At 32.1% G+C, this 14,687-nt stretch carries 14 protein-coding genes; 3 read left to right on the top strand and 11 right to left on the bottom strand.

Annotated features, from left to right (window positions below; genetic code table 11):
- Window positions 1–38 precede the first annotated feature (38 nt).
- Both gltX and MTQ00_RS13775 read right to left on the bottom strand, forming a co-directional pair.
- Window positions 39–1,550, bottom strand: a complete 1,512-nt coding sequence (gltX, locus tag MTQ00_RS13780) for a glutamate--tRNA ligase (RefSeq protein ID WP_273649750.1) — start codon at window positions 1,548–1,550, stop codon at window positions 39–41.
- Between the two features lie 139 nt (window positions 1,551–1,689).
- Entirely contained in the window at window positions 1,690–2,580 is an 891-nt protein-coding gene (locus MTQ00_RS13775; RefSeq protein ID WP_273649748.1) for a hypothetical protein, read from the bottom strand.
- Window positions 2,581–2,898: 318 nt separating this feature from the next.
- On the opposite strand from MTQ00_RS13775, the gene MTQ00_RS13770 reads away from it, so the two are divergent.
- The 3 genes from MTQ00_RS13770 to MTQ00_RS13760 are packed head-to-tail and all read left to right on the top strand — an operon-like array spanning window position 2,899 to window position 5,589.
- Window positions 2,899–3,696: a hypothetical protein gene (locus MTQ00_RS13770; protein WP_273649746.1), complete on the top strand. Its 798-nt coding sequence runs from the start codon at window positions 2,899–2,901 to the stop codon at window positions 3,694–3,696.
- Between the two features lie 4 nt (window positions 3,697–3,700).
- Window positions 3,701–4,357 carry a glycosyltransferase gene (locus tag MTQ00_RS13765; protein WP_273649744.1) on the top strand — a complete coding sequence of 219 codons (657 nt, stop codon included), beginning with the start codon at window positions 3,701–3,703 and terminating at the stop codon, window positions 4,355–4,357.
- Between the two features lie 8 nt (window positions 4,358–4,365).
- A complete protein-coding gene (locus MTQ00_RS13760) occupies window positions 4,366–5,589 on the top strand; it encodes a glycosyltransferase family 4 protein (RefSeq protein ID WP_273649742.1) in 1,224 nt (407 codons plus the stop codon).
- A gap of 88 nt (window positions 5,590–5,677) precedes the next feature.
- On the opposite strand, the gene MTQ00_RS13755 is transcribed toward MTQ00_RS13760, so the two are convergent.
- The 9 genes from MTQ00_RS13755 to MTQ00_RS13715 form a co-directional block, all read right to left on the bottom strand.
- Window positions 5,678–6,889: a glycosyltransferase gene (locus MTQ00_RS13755; RefSeq protein WP_273649740.1), complete on the bottom strand. Its 1,212-nt coding sequence runs from the start codon at window positions 6,887–6,889 to the stop codon at window positions 5,678–5,680.
- A gap of 4 nt (window positions 6,890–6,893) precedes the next feature.
- A complete protein-coding gene (locus MTQ00_RS13750) occupies window positions 6,894–7,844 on the bottom strand; it encodes a hypothetical protein (RefSeq protein WP_273649738.1) in 951 nt (316 codons plus the stop codon).
- Entirely contained in the window at window positions 7,841–8,830 is a 990-nt protein-coding gene (locus MTQ00_RS13745; protein WP_273649736.1) for a hypothetical protein, read from the bottom strand. Before MTQ00_RS13745 ends, MTQ00_RS13750 begins: the two co-directional genes overlap by 4 nt.
- A gap of 23 nt (window positions 8,831–8,853) precedes the next feature.
- The gene (locus MTQ00_RS13740) at window positions 8,854–9,834 is read right to left on the bottom strand and encodes a glycosyltransferase family protein (RefSeq protein ID WP_273649734.1); all 981 of its coding nucleotides are present in this window, start codon (window positions 9,832–9,834) and stop codon (window positions 8,854–8,856) included.
- A 4-nt stretch (window positions 9,835–9,838) separates the two neighbouring features.
- Complete coding sequence (locus MTQ00_RS13735; protein WP_273649732.1) at window positions 9,839–10,588, bottom strand: glycosyltransferase family 2 protein; 750 nt, start codon at window positions 10,586–10,588, stop codon at window positions 9,839–9,841.
- Window positions 10,589–10,627: 39 nt separating this feature from the next.
- Window positions 10,628–11,290 carry a polysaccharide deacetylase family protein gene (locus tag MTQ00_RS13730; RefSeq protein WP_273649730.1) on the bottom strand — a complete coding sequence of 221 codons (663 nt, stop codon included), beginning with the start codon at window positions 11,288–11,290 and terminating at the stop codon, window positions 10,628–10,630.
- A gap of 98 nt (window positions 11,291–11,388) precedes the next feature.
- The gene (locus MTQ00_RS13725; protein WP_273649728.1) at window positions 11,389–12,180 is read right to left on the bottom strand and encodes a glycosyltransferase family 2 protein; all 792 of its coding nucleotides are present in this window, start codon (window positions 12,178–12,180) and stop codon (window positions 11,389–11,391) included.
- Window positions 12,180–13,427, bottom strand: coding sequence for an ornithine--oxo-acid transaminase (gene rocD / locus MTQ00_RS13720; protein WP_273649726.1), 1,248 nt, complete (start codon window positions 13,425–13,427; stop codon window positions 12,180–12,182). Before rocD ends, MTQ00_RS13725 begins: the two co-directional genes overlap by 1 nt.
- Window positions 13,428–13,599: 172 nt before the next feature.
- Entirely contained in the window at window positions 13,600–14,622 is a 1,023-nt protein-coding gene (locus MTQ00_RS13715) for an MAC/perforin domain-containing protein (protein WP_273649724.1), read from the bottom strand.
- Window positions 14,623–14,687 lie beyond the last annotated feature (65 nt).

The raw sequence follows: 14,687 nt of genomic DNA, 5'->3' as shown, positions 1-14,687 counted from the left end.
AAATTATATCGTTCAAATTTATGAAAAATTATGAAACTCTATTTAAAATTATTAATAGCATTGTCTATTCTTACTATAGTTTCTTCTTTTCCAAGTAGTTCCATGATATCCGGGACATCCGGCCCTTTCAATTCTCCTACAAGAGCGAGACGTAAAGGCATCATTACTTTGCCCATTCCAAGTCCCTTGTTATCTGCAAAATCATGTACCACCTGCTTCAATGTTTCTGCATTGAATGTTTCTGTTTTTTCTAAAACAAAAGAGAGTTCACTTAAAATGGTTGTAGTGTCTTCATTCCACGCTTTCTTTGATGCTTTTTCATCATAGGAAGTAGGAGCTTCAAAGAAGAATTTTCCATTTTCATAAATGTCTTTTGGAAATGTTGCCCTTTCCTTCATAAGATGGATAATTCTGATTAGTTTATCATCAGAAATGTGGGATAAATCAAGATCTGTACTTTTTAAAATGTCAAGAAGTTCTTTATCAGACTTTAACTGAATATATTGATGGTTGAACCACTCCGCTTTCTCTTTACTGAATCTCGCACCTGCTTTATGAACTTTATGAAGATCAAATTCTTTTATCATTTCTTTCAATGAAAGAATTTCCTTATCAGCAGCAGGGGACCATCCTAAGAGAGCGACGATATTAATAAATGCATCCGGAAGATATCCGTTTTCTCTGTAACCTTTGGAGATATTTCCGGTTTCGGGATCTTTGAAATCTAACGGAAATACAGGAAATCCGAATTTATCACCATCTCTTTTGCTAAGTTTGCCTTTTCCTTCTGGTTTTAAAATAAGTGAAAGATGAGCAAATTGTGGAGCTTCCCATTGCATTGCTTCATATAATAAAGTATGTAAGCCCAAAGAAGGTAACCATTCTTCTCCACGAATAACATGAGTTATTTTCATCTCATGGTCGTCGATTACATTGGCAAAGTGATAAGTGGGCATTCCATCATTTTTAACCAAAACTTTATCATCTAAAGTATTGGTATTTACAGATGATTTACCACGGATAATATCCTCAAGATTTAAAATTCTGTCGACAGGCATTTTAAATCTCACCACGTAAGGTGTTTTTTCATCCAAAAGTTTTTGTACTTCTTCTTCGGATAATGCAAGGCTGTTTCTCAGGCGATTTCTTGTTTTGTTATCATAAGAAAAAACATCTCCTTTAGTTTCGTATTCTGCACGGATAGCATCCAGTTCTTCAGGAGTGTCAAAAGCCATATATGCATAATCCGTTTTTAAGATCTGCTCGGTATACCTGTCGTAAATTTCTCTTCTTTCAGATTGACGATAAGGAGCGTATTTTCCTCCTTTTTTAGGACTTTCATCTGGAATGATTCCACACCATTCTAAAGCTTCTTCAATATATTCTTCAGCACCTTCTACATATCTTGCTGTATCTGTATCTTCAATTCTCAATACAAACTCGCCACCTTGATTTTTAGCGAAAAGATAATCATATAATGCGGTTCTTACACCTCCCAAATGCAAAGGTCCTGTAGGACTTGGAGCAAAACGTACTCTTACTTTCTCCATTATCAATTTTAATTTTGTGCAAATTTACTTAAAAATATATTTTTTAGAAGCTAACAATGATGGTTTATTTATAATAACTAATTTTGTCTTGTTCTATAATTAAAAAGAGCAAATCAGAAAATGATTTGCTCTTTTTAATTTACCAGGTAAAATTACTTGCTCCTTCCAGACTATATTCAGCACCATTTACTGTAGTTGTAAATGTTCCTCCTATACGTGCACTTTTTGGAGCCCATCCATAATCTGTTTTTTGACCTGTATTTCGTATTACACTTCCATAATCAGATAAGAAACCTAACATTTCATGATGATAAATTGATGCTCCAAAAAAATCGGCTCTTGAATCTAGACTGGGTCTCATAGAGCTTGGATATGTTGTCCATTGTCCATTGATTTGTACATTAGATCCAATTTGTGTAAAATTACGATAAAAAGTAGTTCCTAAATCATCTTTATGCTTTTCAATTCCAACGTGCCATGTGATAGAATATGCTCCATTAGTAAGAAGTATACCCTCTTTTACTGACACAACTCCAATATATTTTCCTGTAGGATCATTGGTTTTTGTTAGCTTACTTATGTCTAAGGTAATTGCGTCTTCGTAATTAACAGTTGGTTCAACTGTGTATATCGACTTTCTTAGAAATTTTGAGTAAGAAGTAAATAATTTTTCTGATTTTTCTTTGTCAATTAATACTAACGAGTTGATCTCATCAGCCAGGTTTTGGATACTTGTAAAATGAAATTCTTGTCGTTCTTTATAGATGGACTTTAATTTTTGTTCATGAAAAAAAATAGCATTTTTCTCAATGTTCTGAGATGCCTGGCTATTGATAAAGTTTTTAAATTCTACTAAGACTTTTTTTTCTTCAACATTTCTGAATGATTGAATTTTGTTTGCTAAATTTCCATTTACCTCGGATGTGGTTACCGAATCTATGTTTTCAGAAGCATCTCTACATGAGGAGATACTTAAGAGTATAGAAAATGTAAAAGCAAGAGTGCTCAGTTTCAGTAATTTCTTTTTCATATGCTTAATTTAATTTTAAAGGCGCAAAGATAATAGAATAATCTACATATCACTAATTTGGGATAAAATAAATAAATAGCCATTCTTGAATGTAAATATTTATTTAAATCAAATAAATTTAAAATTATGTTTAATGTAAGAAGAGGTAGTGATTTAATATTTTAAAGTAATTTAAGGTGCTGCAAATAATAATTAAGCTAGAAATAGATAATAACGCTAAAAAATAAAGAAATTTAGATCCTGATGATAATTACAAGTTCTCTATGTGTTATTTTTTTAAATGTATTTTTGTAGTCCAAAAACATTGAAAGTTATACAATGAAAAAAGCGATCTGTCTTTTTATAGTAGGAGAAAAATATCAGAAAATATTTAATAAAAGTAAAACTCAGTTTGAGAAGTACGCACAAAAATGCGGTGCAGATTTAATTATTCTTGACAAACCTCTGGATGAAGACTTTTATCGCCCATTATTATCACAAAAATTACTTATACCTTCCAAAACAATGCATTATGATATCGTTTTGTTTCTGGATCTTGATATTGCGATATCAGAAAAAGCTCCATCTGTATTTGAATATCTTCCTGAGAATAAATATTTTGGAGCAGTACTTGATCCACGCGGAACAGAGGAATTTAATAAAACCTGGGGACATATTCCAAGAATATTGGAGGAAACCACTGAAATGTATTTTACAGATAGGCATTTTGATACTCATCCTTTATTAAAGGGAAGTATTAACGGAGGAGTATTTATTTTCCGTCCAAAAAAAGTGGCAGATATATTTAAAGACTATTACTTTTCAGAGCATAATCAGGGAGAATTAAATAGTTTTGAGGAAACTCCCTTCGCATATATATCCCAGGTCAATGGGTGGTTTGAAGCATTACCAGCTGAATTTAATGTTCAGGTCTTATACAAGATAAAAGGAACTAGTGAAGGAAATCAAATTGAAGCCTTTGAAAAAAATGTTCCAAAGTTCATAAAAAAGTACTTTTGTAAAAAAAATGGATACTGTGTCTTCCCTACAAAAAAATATAAAAAATTTGTAAGAAAAGTTATTGCTGAAAATTATTTTGTTCACTTTGCGGGTAATTATCCGATAATTTATAATTAATGATATGAGAGTTATTAACCAAATTCTAAAAAAAATCGTAAGTATTTCTTACGGGATAACAGTGAACAATGAAGCTGATGAAATTGTCAGACTTTTAAATGCTTTACTCCCAGCAATAAATAAAAATGATGAAGTTATTGTATTGCAGGATATAACCAATAAAAATCAAAAAGTTAGTGACATTCTTGATACGTATGGGAATAAAATTATCCGGATCGAAGCACGTCTTGACGGTGATTTTGCAACCTTTAAAAATAATCTGATAAAAGTTGCCAGGAAAGACTATTTATTTCAAATAGATGCGGATGAGATTCCTGAACCTTCTCTTATGATAAAAATAAAGCCATATCTTTTTAAAAAGAGGAAAAAAGACGTTTTCATGGTCCCTAGAATAAATATTGTTCATGGAATTACCGATGAGCACATAGAACGCTGGAATTGGCTGGTCAATGACAAGGGGTATATTAATTTTCCGGATTATCAGCATCGTATTTTTAAACTTAACAGAGGAATCAAATGGGAAAATAAGGTGCACGAAAAACTATGCAATTATAAAAAACTAGCAGGTCTTCCAGCTTCCGATTATTCAATGTGTTTGCTGCATATTAAAGAGATTAAACGACAGGAGCAGCAAAACTCTTTTTACGATACCATTGTATAGATATTCTTATGAGTATAAAAGTAATTTTAGATGCTGATGTTATAGCAGATTTTTATAAAGATAACAGGACCGGAATCTTTAGGGTCACTTTGGCCTTTTTTCGGGAATTAAGTAAGAATAGTACAATAGAAACGTTTTACTCTCATCTAAGTGTGTTGAACAATGAAACAAGTACAAAAGAAATAAATGATTTTTTTTCTGACCATTCCATATCAATAAAAGAAGCCAATCAAAGATATAGGAGGGTATTTTTACCATTCAGGAAAGAAAAGCTTTTCCGTCATTTTTATAATAGGAGAGGTATTTACAATTATAAGAATGTGCATCTTGAAGAGATTTTTAGAAAAGCTGAAATTTTTCACTCTTTCTATTACCCGATCAATAATGAAATAAGGAAGTATGGAAATTTAAAAAAGATTGTTACCGTTCATGATTTAATACCTGTTTTATTTCCGGAACTGCACTTTAATGCAACTCTTATAGAAAAAATTATAGAAAGTATAGGAGAAGATGGATATGCTATTTGTGTCTCGGAAAATACGAAAAAAGATTTACTCAACTATGCTCCTCATATCAATCCTGACCATGTCTTTGTTAATTTATTAGCAGCCTCTGAATCTCTTTTTTATGTGTGTAAAGATGTTGATAAATTTAATTCAATAAAGGAAAAGTATAATCTTCCTGAAAAATATTTTTTAAGTGTAGGAACATTGGAACCTCGTAAAAATGTTGATTTTGTAATCCGTAATTTTATCAGGGTTATTAAAGAAAATGATATTGACGATTTAGGATTAGTACTGGTAGGTGCAAAAGGATGGGATTATGATAAAATTTTCGATGAGTACAATAATGCAAAGGAACTAAAAGATAAAATTATAATAACAGGAAGAGTTCCTGACGAAGATCTGGCCAGCTTATACAGCCATGCACATTCTTTTTATTATATGTCTTTTTATGAAGGTTTTGGTTTGCCTCCTTTAGAAGCTATGCAATGTGGTGTAGCAACGGTGACTTCTAATACTTCATCTTTACCGGAGGTTGTGGGAGATGCTGGAATTATGCTGAGCCCAGACGATGATGAATTACTATATCAAACTATGCTGGATTTATATGTAAATGAAAATGTAAGAAAAGAATATGCTAAAAAGGGACTGGAGCGTTCTAAATTGTTTTCATGGAAAAAAAGTTCAGATGAACTTGTTGCTATTTATCAACAGATCATTAACCTTTGATTGTGACTTCATGGTAGAATACCAGCTTTAATCTGAAAAGGAAATCAAAACAAATGTTTCCTTTTTGAGGAAACATTTGTCAAGTGGTTTATTTAAGAAGCTCAAAAATTTCATCTTTCTGAGCCTCGATCGAAAATGGATAGATTGCTTTTTCTGAATTATTATGTAAAGTATCCCAGGTGTTTTTATCACTGCATATTTTAATGATATTATCCGCAAACTTCTGATAATCCTCATTTCCTGCAATCATTGCCGTTACTCCATCTTTCAAAAACATTCCCTCAGCACCTATTTCTGTCGTGAGTACAGGTAAAGTATATTCGAGGGCCTGTCCTATTTTTCCTTTTACACCAGCTCCGAATCTTAAAGGAGATACCGATGCAAAACAATTTTCATAGTATGGGATGATGTTTTCTACAAAACCGGCTACTTCAAATTTATCAGAATTCATATCTATAATGGATTGTGGTGCCTCAGATCCGATTATCGTAATTTTCAGATCAGGTAAAGCTTTCCAAACCAATGGCATGATCTTGTGATAGAGAATCTCTACGGCATCTACATTTGGATCGTGTAAAAATGTACCGATGAAGAATATACCATTTCGTTTTTCAAAAGGTGGCATATCTTCCGGTTTAACTTTGAGATTATGAACATTACTTACAGTAAATAATTTGAATTCATCTACAAAAGCAGTCATAAACTCCTTTTCCTTATCACTTATTACCGCAATCTTGTCTGCTTTTTTACACAGTTCAGTTTCAATATATTTATAGTGAACAAGTTCCTTAGCTCTGTTTTTATCATATTTAATTTCAAGGCCTCTTTCCATTCTTAGATAATGAATGTCTACCATATCATAAATTATTTTGGCTTTTGGCGCTTCCTTTCTGAAAAATTCCAGATAATATTCAAAAAGTTCAGGTCTATGACACCACACAAAATCAAGCTTAGGAAGAAGATTGTTGATGAAATGCTTTTTTCCTTTCATGATTCCGTATTTTCCTATAAACGGAGTATAGACAATTACATTATGATCATTCAGGTTTTTAATGTATTTTTTTGATTCTACCTTTGGAATTGCTTTTCTCCAATCCATTAAATAGACATTATAATGTTTGGCTAAAAATTTGGCAATCTCGGTGATTCGATTCGAAGCGGAATCTTTATCAAAAGTAGGAATCTGACTATCTACAATAAGGACATTTTTTTTATTCTCATCAGGAATAATGTTCTTTTCGGATAAAGGATAATGGTTCTTGAGATAGATATAATTTTTTATTTTTCTTTTAATGCCCATTGCTTTATAATTTGAATATCTTTTGTGTAAAACTCTTAACGGTATATTTATTGAGAATATCCTGTGAAATTTCCACATAATCAAGCTTTAGAAAATCCTTGATTACTTCTGTATCTAAATTACTATTATCGATTATTAACATATTATTAGGATGATAAAAATCGTATTTTTTTACTTCTGAATTTGTCGTAATCAGTTTTTTACGGTATCCTAAACTTTCAAAGGTTCTGAAAGAAAGTCCCTTCTGGTCATGTCTTTGTATATCTATCATTGCCTTGGATTGGGAGATAAGTTTCTTAGTTTCACTAAGTGTCAAGTATTCTGTTATAGAGTTTAAATGCGGATACGTTAATTTTTCATACCAAAATAAAACAAAATTAATAGAAAACCCTGCATCAAATAATGTTTTTGATACTTTGTCAATTTCTTCTATTCTTGAATCATAAGACGATATATTAAAAATATCGTATTTAGTTGGTTGATTTTCAATTGCTTCGTCGTAAATGAAATTTGAGGTTTCTATAAATTGGTGTCGATCAATGTCTTCTCTGTCATAGGAATAAATCTCGTCGAAAAAGTGTGATATTTGTAATTGTCGGGGGTATTTTTTACAACTATCATAATAATAAGCAATGAAGCTTTTTGTCTTCTTTTTTAATTCTTTTAATAGAGAATCTTCCAGCATGTCAGGTCGGATCACAAAAATAATATCCTGAACTTCGGTGATTTGATTTATTACTTGTCGGTTAAAGTATTTTTTTTTGATATTAGTCCCAAACAATTTTGTAATACCATTCCATATTTTCACAAAAAAATTAGGATAAGAATACTTTATCGTATCGGTTTTAATATCTGTAACTATTATGGATGCATCCGACTGAAGCTCTTCAACAACAAAATCAATATAACCATATGCAAAGGGATAGATTAAAGTAATTTTTTTCTTTGAAGTCATTTCGTAAATATTTCTTTTAGCTTCTCTTCAAACGAAATTTCTTCATTAAGAACCATTTTTTTGTAGGATTCGAAATGAGGAATATGTTTAGGATAGTTTTCCAGAACATCTTTTATTTTTGCAATAATATCTGGAATTTTGTTTTCATTGAAAGTGAATTTATATTCATCCGGAATCATAAGATCTTCATAATAAGCAGATGAACCATTCTTTCCTGAAATAATACAGCAATCCTGCGAAACAGATTCTCTTAACATCTTGTCTCTTCCCGGATTTTCCCCAAAATCAACATACAGTAAAAATTTTTCCATAAGATCTTTAATCTGGCTTGCATTCATATTTTGAACTGGAACCCAACTCAGATCTGGTGAACTTTTAATTAATTGTGCGATTTCTTTTTTTCCTTTACGTGGGTTGTATAGTATTTTTTTATTGTTGAGATCTTTTATAATAGGCTTCTTGTTTTTTAAGAAGCTGGGATTGATATAGTCACATACAAAATCAATCTCATTATCGGGAATTCCATGTTCTTTAATATAAACCGATGAACGGTAAGATTGAGCCCACTGGAAAACATTAGGTAGCTTCTCAAAATGATATTCTTTGTCAGCTTGTCTATAGAAAAGCCTTGTAAATATACTTTGCTTTCTTATTCTATAGTCCATTAATATTTTATAAAAATCTACGCTCAACCACCAGATTATCTTCTGACTTAGCGGATATTCTTTTATCAAAAAGGTCATCGATTCTGGAACGATAAGAATATTTTCCGGATGATCTTCAATCTGTTCTATCTCAGTAGTCTGATAAATAGAGTAATTAGAAGGTTTTGCATTTTTCCTTTTTGGAATATAATGCATAAAAACATTTTTAACCTGTAGTTGATAGAGTTTATCTGCAAGCTGATGTAATGCCTCAGGACCTCCTGTAACACTGTTGGGTGGACAAAATATGATGATTTTAGACTGATCAGTAAGTGTAATCATTGGTTTATAGTTGAAATAATTTTTTAAGCCAGTTTAAAAACACGATCAACCCAGCTATCAATTGTGTAAAAGTAATAAATATTGTCTGGAATCTTCTCGTACGGCTGTTCAAAAAATTGGGTATTCAGATTACTGCAGGTTTCATCTAGAACTAGGATGTTGTTGGGATTATAAAAATCGTAGTCTTTAATAGCTATGTTGTCGGTAATGATTTTCTTTTCGAGTGCCATTGCTTCAAAAACCCTGAAACTTAATCCGTGTTGGTTTTCCCGTGTAAGATCGAGTAGGGCTTTCGAGTTTTTATAATATCCAGGAAGGTCCTGATGGGAAATTTTCTTGATACTAAAGATAATGGATAAGCTTTCCGGCACTGTAATAAATAAATTCTTTAGTTGATTTTTCCAGCTTTTCTTACCGATAATCATAATTTGAAATTTTAAATTCAAAGCGATTAACTTCTTCGTAAGTAACTTAATAAAAGAGACTCTTTTATTGTCATAGGAAGTAATATAGAAAAGATCCATATCCGGATTCTGCTCCTCTGAAGAATGGTGATCCAGATAAATATAATTGGTCAGCTTTTCAAAAGCATGTTTTTTAACATCAATAATATCAAATGAAAAAATTTTATCAAAAAGCTTAAGTTTTTCAATTTCAACGGGGAGCCTTTCAAGGCTATCGTATAGATAAGTAATAAGTCTTTTGCTGTATGCCTTAATTTCCTGAAGAGTAGATATGTCAAATGTGTCAGGATTTAGAACCAAAATTTGATCCTGCGGACCTAATGCTGCAAGCGAATCGATAACAAATTGTTGTCTTTTCTCCGTTTTCAGGTTTTTATTTAAAAAAACCTTACTGATGGCATTAGTTGCTCTCTCCTGAAAGTTTGAATGCGTAACGTTTCCGATTTTAATATGATGTGCATCAATACCCTTTTTACATAGTGTATCTACAATATGTTTGTCGTAGCCCCAAAAATCATAACTAATTACACAAATCTTCATTCAACTATTTTTGTTCCTTTTTTAATGATTCATACGTTTCATACGTGCTTAACGCCTGCAAATATGAAAGCTGATAACCTTCTTTTCCATCTAATATTCCTAACCGCAAAATGTATGCCTTGAAAAATTTGAACGCTGTTTTGGAATATTGTGTTATTAGATTAAATTTTTTTCCTTTATTTGATAGTTCCTGTCCTTTCAGAATTCCATAATGAATCATTTTATTTTTATAAGACTCATAATCTGAAACGGAAAAATGAAGTAGTTTATTCTTCAATTCTCCAATTGTTCCGGAAACTTCTAATGTTTCATGTACTTTTTTTTCTGAAATATATCTTGCCTTTGACTTTCTGAACAATCTGAAGTTCTTGTCAGTCTGGGTTCCTGAATAATGAATAGGTTTCCCTGCAAAGAAGAATTTTCTGTAAAAATAATAAGCATCTTTTTTGTCCGGTTTTTCGAGTTCATTAATTATTTCAGCTTTAAGATCCGGGGTAATTCTTTCATCACCATCCAGAAATAGGACCCAATCATTTTTAGCCTGATCCAGAGCTATGTTTCTTTGTTTAGTAAAATCTTCAAATTTGTTTTGGATGATTTTTACATTAGGATTAACTTTAGCAATATCTAAGGTTTTATCGGTGCTAAAAGAATCTACAATTATAATTTCATCACAAAAATCAAAACATTCAAGGACTTCCTGTATATTTTTTTCCTCGTTATATGTTATGATTAAGCCGCTTATATTTATCATAACCATTTAGATGTTTGAAAACCATTAAAGTTAGGTCTTCTAAAACAGTTTTAATTTTCCAAAGATAAGTTTTAATTTGAATTTTTCTATGGAGTCATCCCCTTTTATATCTATTCTACATAGCTCATATTTCTTAGATGGATAGTAATTTACTCTGTTTCCAATTCTTACGGCAAAATCAATTCCCAACTTTTTTAAGGTAAAAAAAAGCTTTTTCTTATCCTCACCTTTCTTGGGGTATTTCCCATAAGGATAAGCAAGGACTTTTTTATACCTAATATGATGGTCATTGAGAATTTGCATGTTTGTTTCAAGATCCTTTTCGGTTTCTTCTGGCGTTAATGTTCTCAGATTTTCATGAGCATGAGTATGCAAGGCAATCTCAAAATAATTCGGATCAAGATTTCTGATATCTTCAAAAGTCATCATGGGATAATCTTTGTATCCCTCCTGAATAAATTTTGTAGGAATAAATATAACAGCTTTTAAGTTGTATTTTTCCAATAGGGAAGGGAGATAGTCGAAATTATTTTTATAACCATCATCGAAGGTTAATATAATGCTATTCTTAGTCGGAATGTTGATTTCCGAAAAGAATTTAGAAGTGTAATTTTTGTCTTTCAGATATTTAAACTGACGCTCAAGATTATCAAGGCTTACCATGAGGTCATCTGTACTTTTTTCTCCTATCTGGTGGTACATGAGGATAATCAATCTGTTTTCAGTGAAGAAAATGAGATAGAGTCTGAAATGTATCACTAAGAATACCAATATAACAGATATAATAATTAGGGATAACATCATACGGCTTTCTTGTGGTATTTTTTTTCAAGTTCCTCTAATTTTATTTTTTCACGAAGTTTAATGTACTTGAGAAATGTATAATAAGACATAGTTTTAGCGATATAATATCCGGCAAACCCATCCAGGAAGCCCAATTTAAAGATAAAAACTTTTATAAATTCGAAAACAGGGCTTACGATAACCTTAAAACGCTTGATTCTTTTTCCTTTTTCAAACATTTTCTCGGCCATCATATCAGAATATTTATTGATTTTTGATACATGGCAATGTATACTTCTGTAGGTATAGTGATCTAGCTTGCCATCGAGATTTCCTGCTTTTTTATCAGAGATCAGATATTCATGTACTTTATCATCTGAATATTTTGCCGAATCCTTCCTGAACAATCTTTCTCGGGATACAGTTCCCCAGCCTCCATACCTTATCAAATGAGTCCCTAGGTGGTTATTAAATTTCGTCTTATAAATATGATATTCAGGATTATTTAACGACGTTACATGCCTGATAGAATTTCTTAGTTCCTTATCAGGGACTTCATCAGCGTCCAGAAATAAAATCCATTCACCAGAACATAATGAAAGGGCATGGTTTTTCTGTTCACCATACCCGTTAAATTTCTTTTCAAAAAACTTGACCTCGGGATATTGTTGAAGAACAATTTCTTTTGTGCGATCAGTTGAATAGCTATCGACAATTATAATTTCATCGACGATATTATAAAGGGAATCTAAAAGCCTTGCAATGTTATGCTCTTCATTATAAGTAATGACAGCCAGAGTAAGAGACATTATTTAAACTCGAGAATCGTTTTTTTAATGATTTCTATACAATCAAGTAACTGCTCCTCTGTAATGACCAAAGGTGGTGCTAATCTGATGATATTTCCGTGAGTAGGCTTGGCAAGCAGTCCGTTTTCTTTTAATTTCAGACACAGGTTCCACGCTGTAGAGCTGTCAGGAGTATCATTGATTAGAATAGCATTTAGCAATCCTTTACCTCGTACTTTAGTAATAAGGTCAGATTTTTCAATTAATTTTTGAATCTCATTTCTGAAAAGCTGTCCTAATTGTTCGGCTCTTTCAGATAGGTGCTCATCTGCTACAACATCTAAAGCTGCTACGGCTACTGCACAGGCTATTGGATTTCCACCAAATGTTGAACCGTGCTGTCCGGGTTTAATAACGTTCATGATTTCATTGTTAGCAAGAACAGCAGATACAGGATACATTCCTCCGGAAAGTGCTTTCCCTAAAATCAGGATATCTGGCTGCACATTTTCATGGTAACAGGCAATCAGTTTCCCGGTTCTTGCAATACCCGTCTGTACTTCGTCCGCAATAAAAAGAACATTATGTTTTTTACATAGCTCAGAAGCTCCTTTAAGAAAGCCCTCATCCGGAACATACACTCCGGCTTCACCCTGAATGGGTTCAACTAAAAATGCGGCAATATTTTCTGCTTCATTGTTTAATACTTCTTCCAGAGCTGAAAGATCATTATATGCGATTTTAATAAAACCCGGAGTAAAAGGCCCATAATTTTGATTCGCATCCGGATCGTTAGAAAATGAAACAATAGTAGTTGTTCTACCATGGAAATTATTTTCGCAAACAATTATTTTCGCTGCATTTTCTGAAATACCTTTAACTTCATAACTCCATTTTCTGGCAAGTTTCACTGCTGTTTCTACTGCTTCAGCACCAGAATTCATGGGTAACACTTTATCAAAACCAAATAAAGTAGTAATCTTCTTTTCGTACTCTCCTAATTTTGAATTGTAAAAAGCTCTTGAAGTAAGAGCAAGCTTTTTAGCCTGATTTACTAAGGCATCTACGATTTTTGGATGGGAGTGGCCCTGGTTTACGGCAGAATAAGCTGAAAGAAAATCATAATATTTCCTGCCTTCTACATCCCATACAAAGACACCTTCTCCTCGGTCTAAAACTACGGGAAGAGGATGGTAATTGTGTGCTCCATGTTTGTCTTCAAGGTCAATAAAATACTGTGAATTTTTTTCTGTTTCTACTGTTGACATATTCTTTTGGTTTTGTACAAAGTTAATAATTATAATGTTGGATTGATCAGTGATATGTTTATTTTTAATTTTGAATTTGGGGAAGGTCGTAGTTTCTTAACTCTTCCCATATTCATAAATAAAAATCCGCCTTTTGTAAAGCGGAATATTATAAAATGTAAGTGATGGTATATTACTTGACTAAAAGCACTTGATTGTTAGCAAGATATTGATCAATGTATGATTTCATTTGAGATTTCTTTATTGGATCTTTTATTAAATCGTATAGTATTACCAAACCATGAGGTCCAAAATCAACTAGTACAGAATTATCTTTCGTAGAAGTACTTTGCCAATCTGATATATTGATTTTTGGGATGCTTTGATCTATGTTTAAGATATTAGCAAAACGTTTTGAAAGTTCACCTCCCCTTGTTTTATAGTATAGTTTTTTAGAATAATTTTTAGAGGCTTCCTGTACGTCAATATCATTGGATGTGATTGATTTTAAGCCATTTACCGCAATTGCTATACCTGCTCTGGCCGCTTTGCTACGATCAAGATTTGTTGTTTGCGCCTGGAAAAAGATATCTAATTTAGCTCCTGTATAAATATCCACTGTAACGTGTGTGCCGTAATCGTGTACTATTTGTTCCGGTGTTTTTATTTGTAGATCCTTCAGGAAATTTTGGGTTACATAATTCGTAAGTAAATCTGTTGTTGCGTTGATTCTGAATCTTTTTTGCTTAATTAAAATATTATAGCTTCCATAAATAAATTTCGGATCGAAATAACTGTGATTATTAATTAAAGCAGATTTGAAAGGACTTGATATCGTCTTTCCATATAATAGCATTTGATCAGTTGCGCTCACTTTTCTTGAAATCACTTTTGAAAAAGCTGCAGCATCTTCACCATATTCATCAGAATATTCCTGCGTCAATGTATTTTCATCAACTAATCTTGCGCTTTGCTCTGTTTTAAATTTATCAATATCAAGAACTTTAAAACCCGTAGAGTTAGAATTTGCATATTCGCCGGTAACGTTATAACCATATCCTAAAGCGTTGTAGTAACCAAATTCCTTACTATCTTCAAGTGATATCGGATTTTCATTTGATGTTTCGGGGGTTGTTTCAATAACTTCATCACTGGAGCAGGATGACATAAAAAGAATAAGCGAGGTGCTTATGCAGAATAAGATTTGTTTCATCATAATTTTTTATCGCGACAAAAATAGCATTAAATCAAAAAAATGGGAAATAATGGGGTCTGATAAAA

The organism is Chryseobacterium sp. B21-037, assembly GCF_028570785.1.
Classification (GTDB): domain Bacteria; phylum Bacteroidota; class Bacteroidia; order Flavobacteriales; family Weeksellaceae; genus Chryseobacterium; species Chryseobacterium proteolyticum.
Note: the sequence above shows the minus strand (reverse complement) of the source record. Positions and strands in the feature narration are given on the sequence as shown.

Excerpts from the sequence above, each read along its gene's own strand:
- MTQ00_RS13770 (WP_273649746.1), top strand. The coding sequence starts at position 2,899 with ATGAAAAAAGCGATCTGTCTTTTTATAGTAGGAGAAAAATATCAGAAA.
- MTQ00_RS13745 (WP_273649736.1), bottom strand. The coding sequence starts at position 8,830 with ATGATTACACTTACTGATCAGTCTAAAATCATCATATTTTGTCCACCC.
- MTQ00_RS13760 (WP_273649742.1), top strand. The coding sequence starts at position 4,366 with ATGAGTATAAAAGTAATTTTAGATGCTGATGTTATAGCAGATTTTTAT.
- gltX (WP_273649750.1), bottom strand. The coding sequence starts at position 1,550 with ATGGAGAAAGTAAGAGTACGTTTTGCTCCAAGTCCTACAGGACCTTTG.
- MTQ00_RS13730 (WP_273649730.1), bottom strand. The coding sequence starts at position 11,290 with ATGTACCACCAGATAGGAGAAAAAAGTACAGATGACCTCATGGTAAGC.
- MTQ00_RS13765 (WP_273649744.1), top strand. The coding sequence starts at position 3,701 with ATGAGAGTTATTAACCAAATTCTAAAAAAAATCGTAAGTATTTCTTAC.
- MTQ00_RS13740 (WP_273649734.1), bottom strand. The coding sequence starts at position 9,834 with ATGAAGATTTGTGTAATTAGTTATGATTTTTGGGGCTACGACAAACAT.
- MTQ00_RS13775 (WP_273649748.1), bottom strand. The coding sequence starts at position 2,580 with ATGAAAAAGAAATTACTGAAACTGAGCACTCTTGCTTTTACATTTTCT.
- MTQ00_RS13750 (WP_273649738.1), bottom strand. The coding sequence starts at position 7,844 with ATGACTTCAAAGAAAAAAATTACTTTAATCTATCCCTTTGCATATGGT.
- MTQ00_RS13715 (WP_273649724.1), bottom strand. The coding sequence starts at position 14,622 with ATGATGAAACAAATCTTATTCTGCATAAGCACCTCGCTTATTCTTTTT.
- MTQ00_RS13725 (WP_273649728.1), bottom strand. The coding sequence starts at position 12,180 with ATGTCTCTTACTCTGGCTGTCATTACTTATAATGAAGAGCATAACATT.
- MTQ00_RS13755 (WP_273649740.1), bottom strand. The coding sequence starts at position 6,889 with ATGGGCATTAAAAGAAAAATAAAAAATTATATCTATCTCAAGAACCAT.
- MTQ00_RS13735 (WP_273649732.1), bottom strand. The coding sequence starts at position 10,588 with ATGATAAATATAAGCGGCTTAATCATAACATATAACGAGGAAAAAAAT.
- rocD (WP_273649726.1), bottom strand. The coding sequence starts at position 13,427 with ATGTCAACAGTAGAAACAGAAAAAAATTCACAGTATTTTATTGACCTT.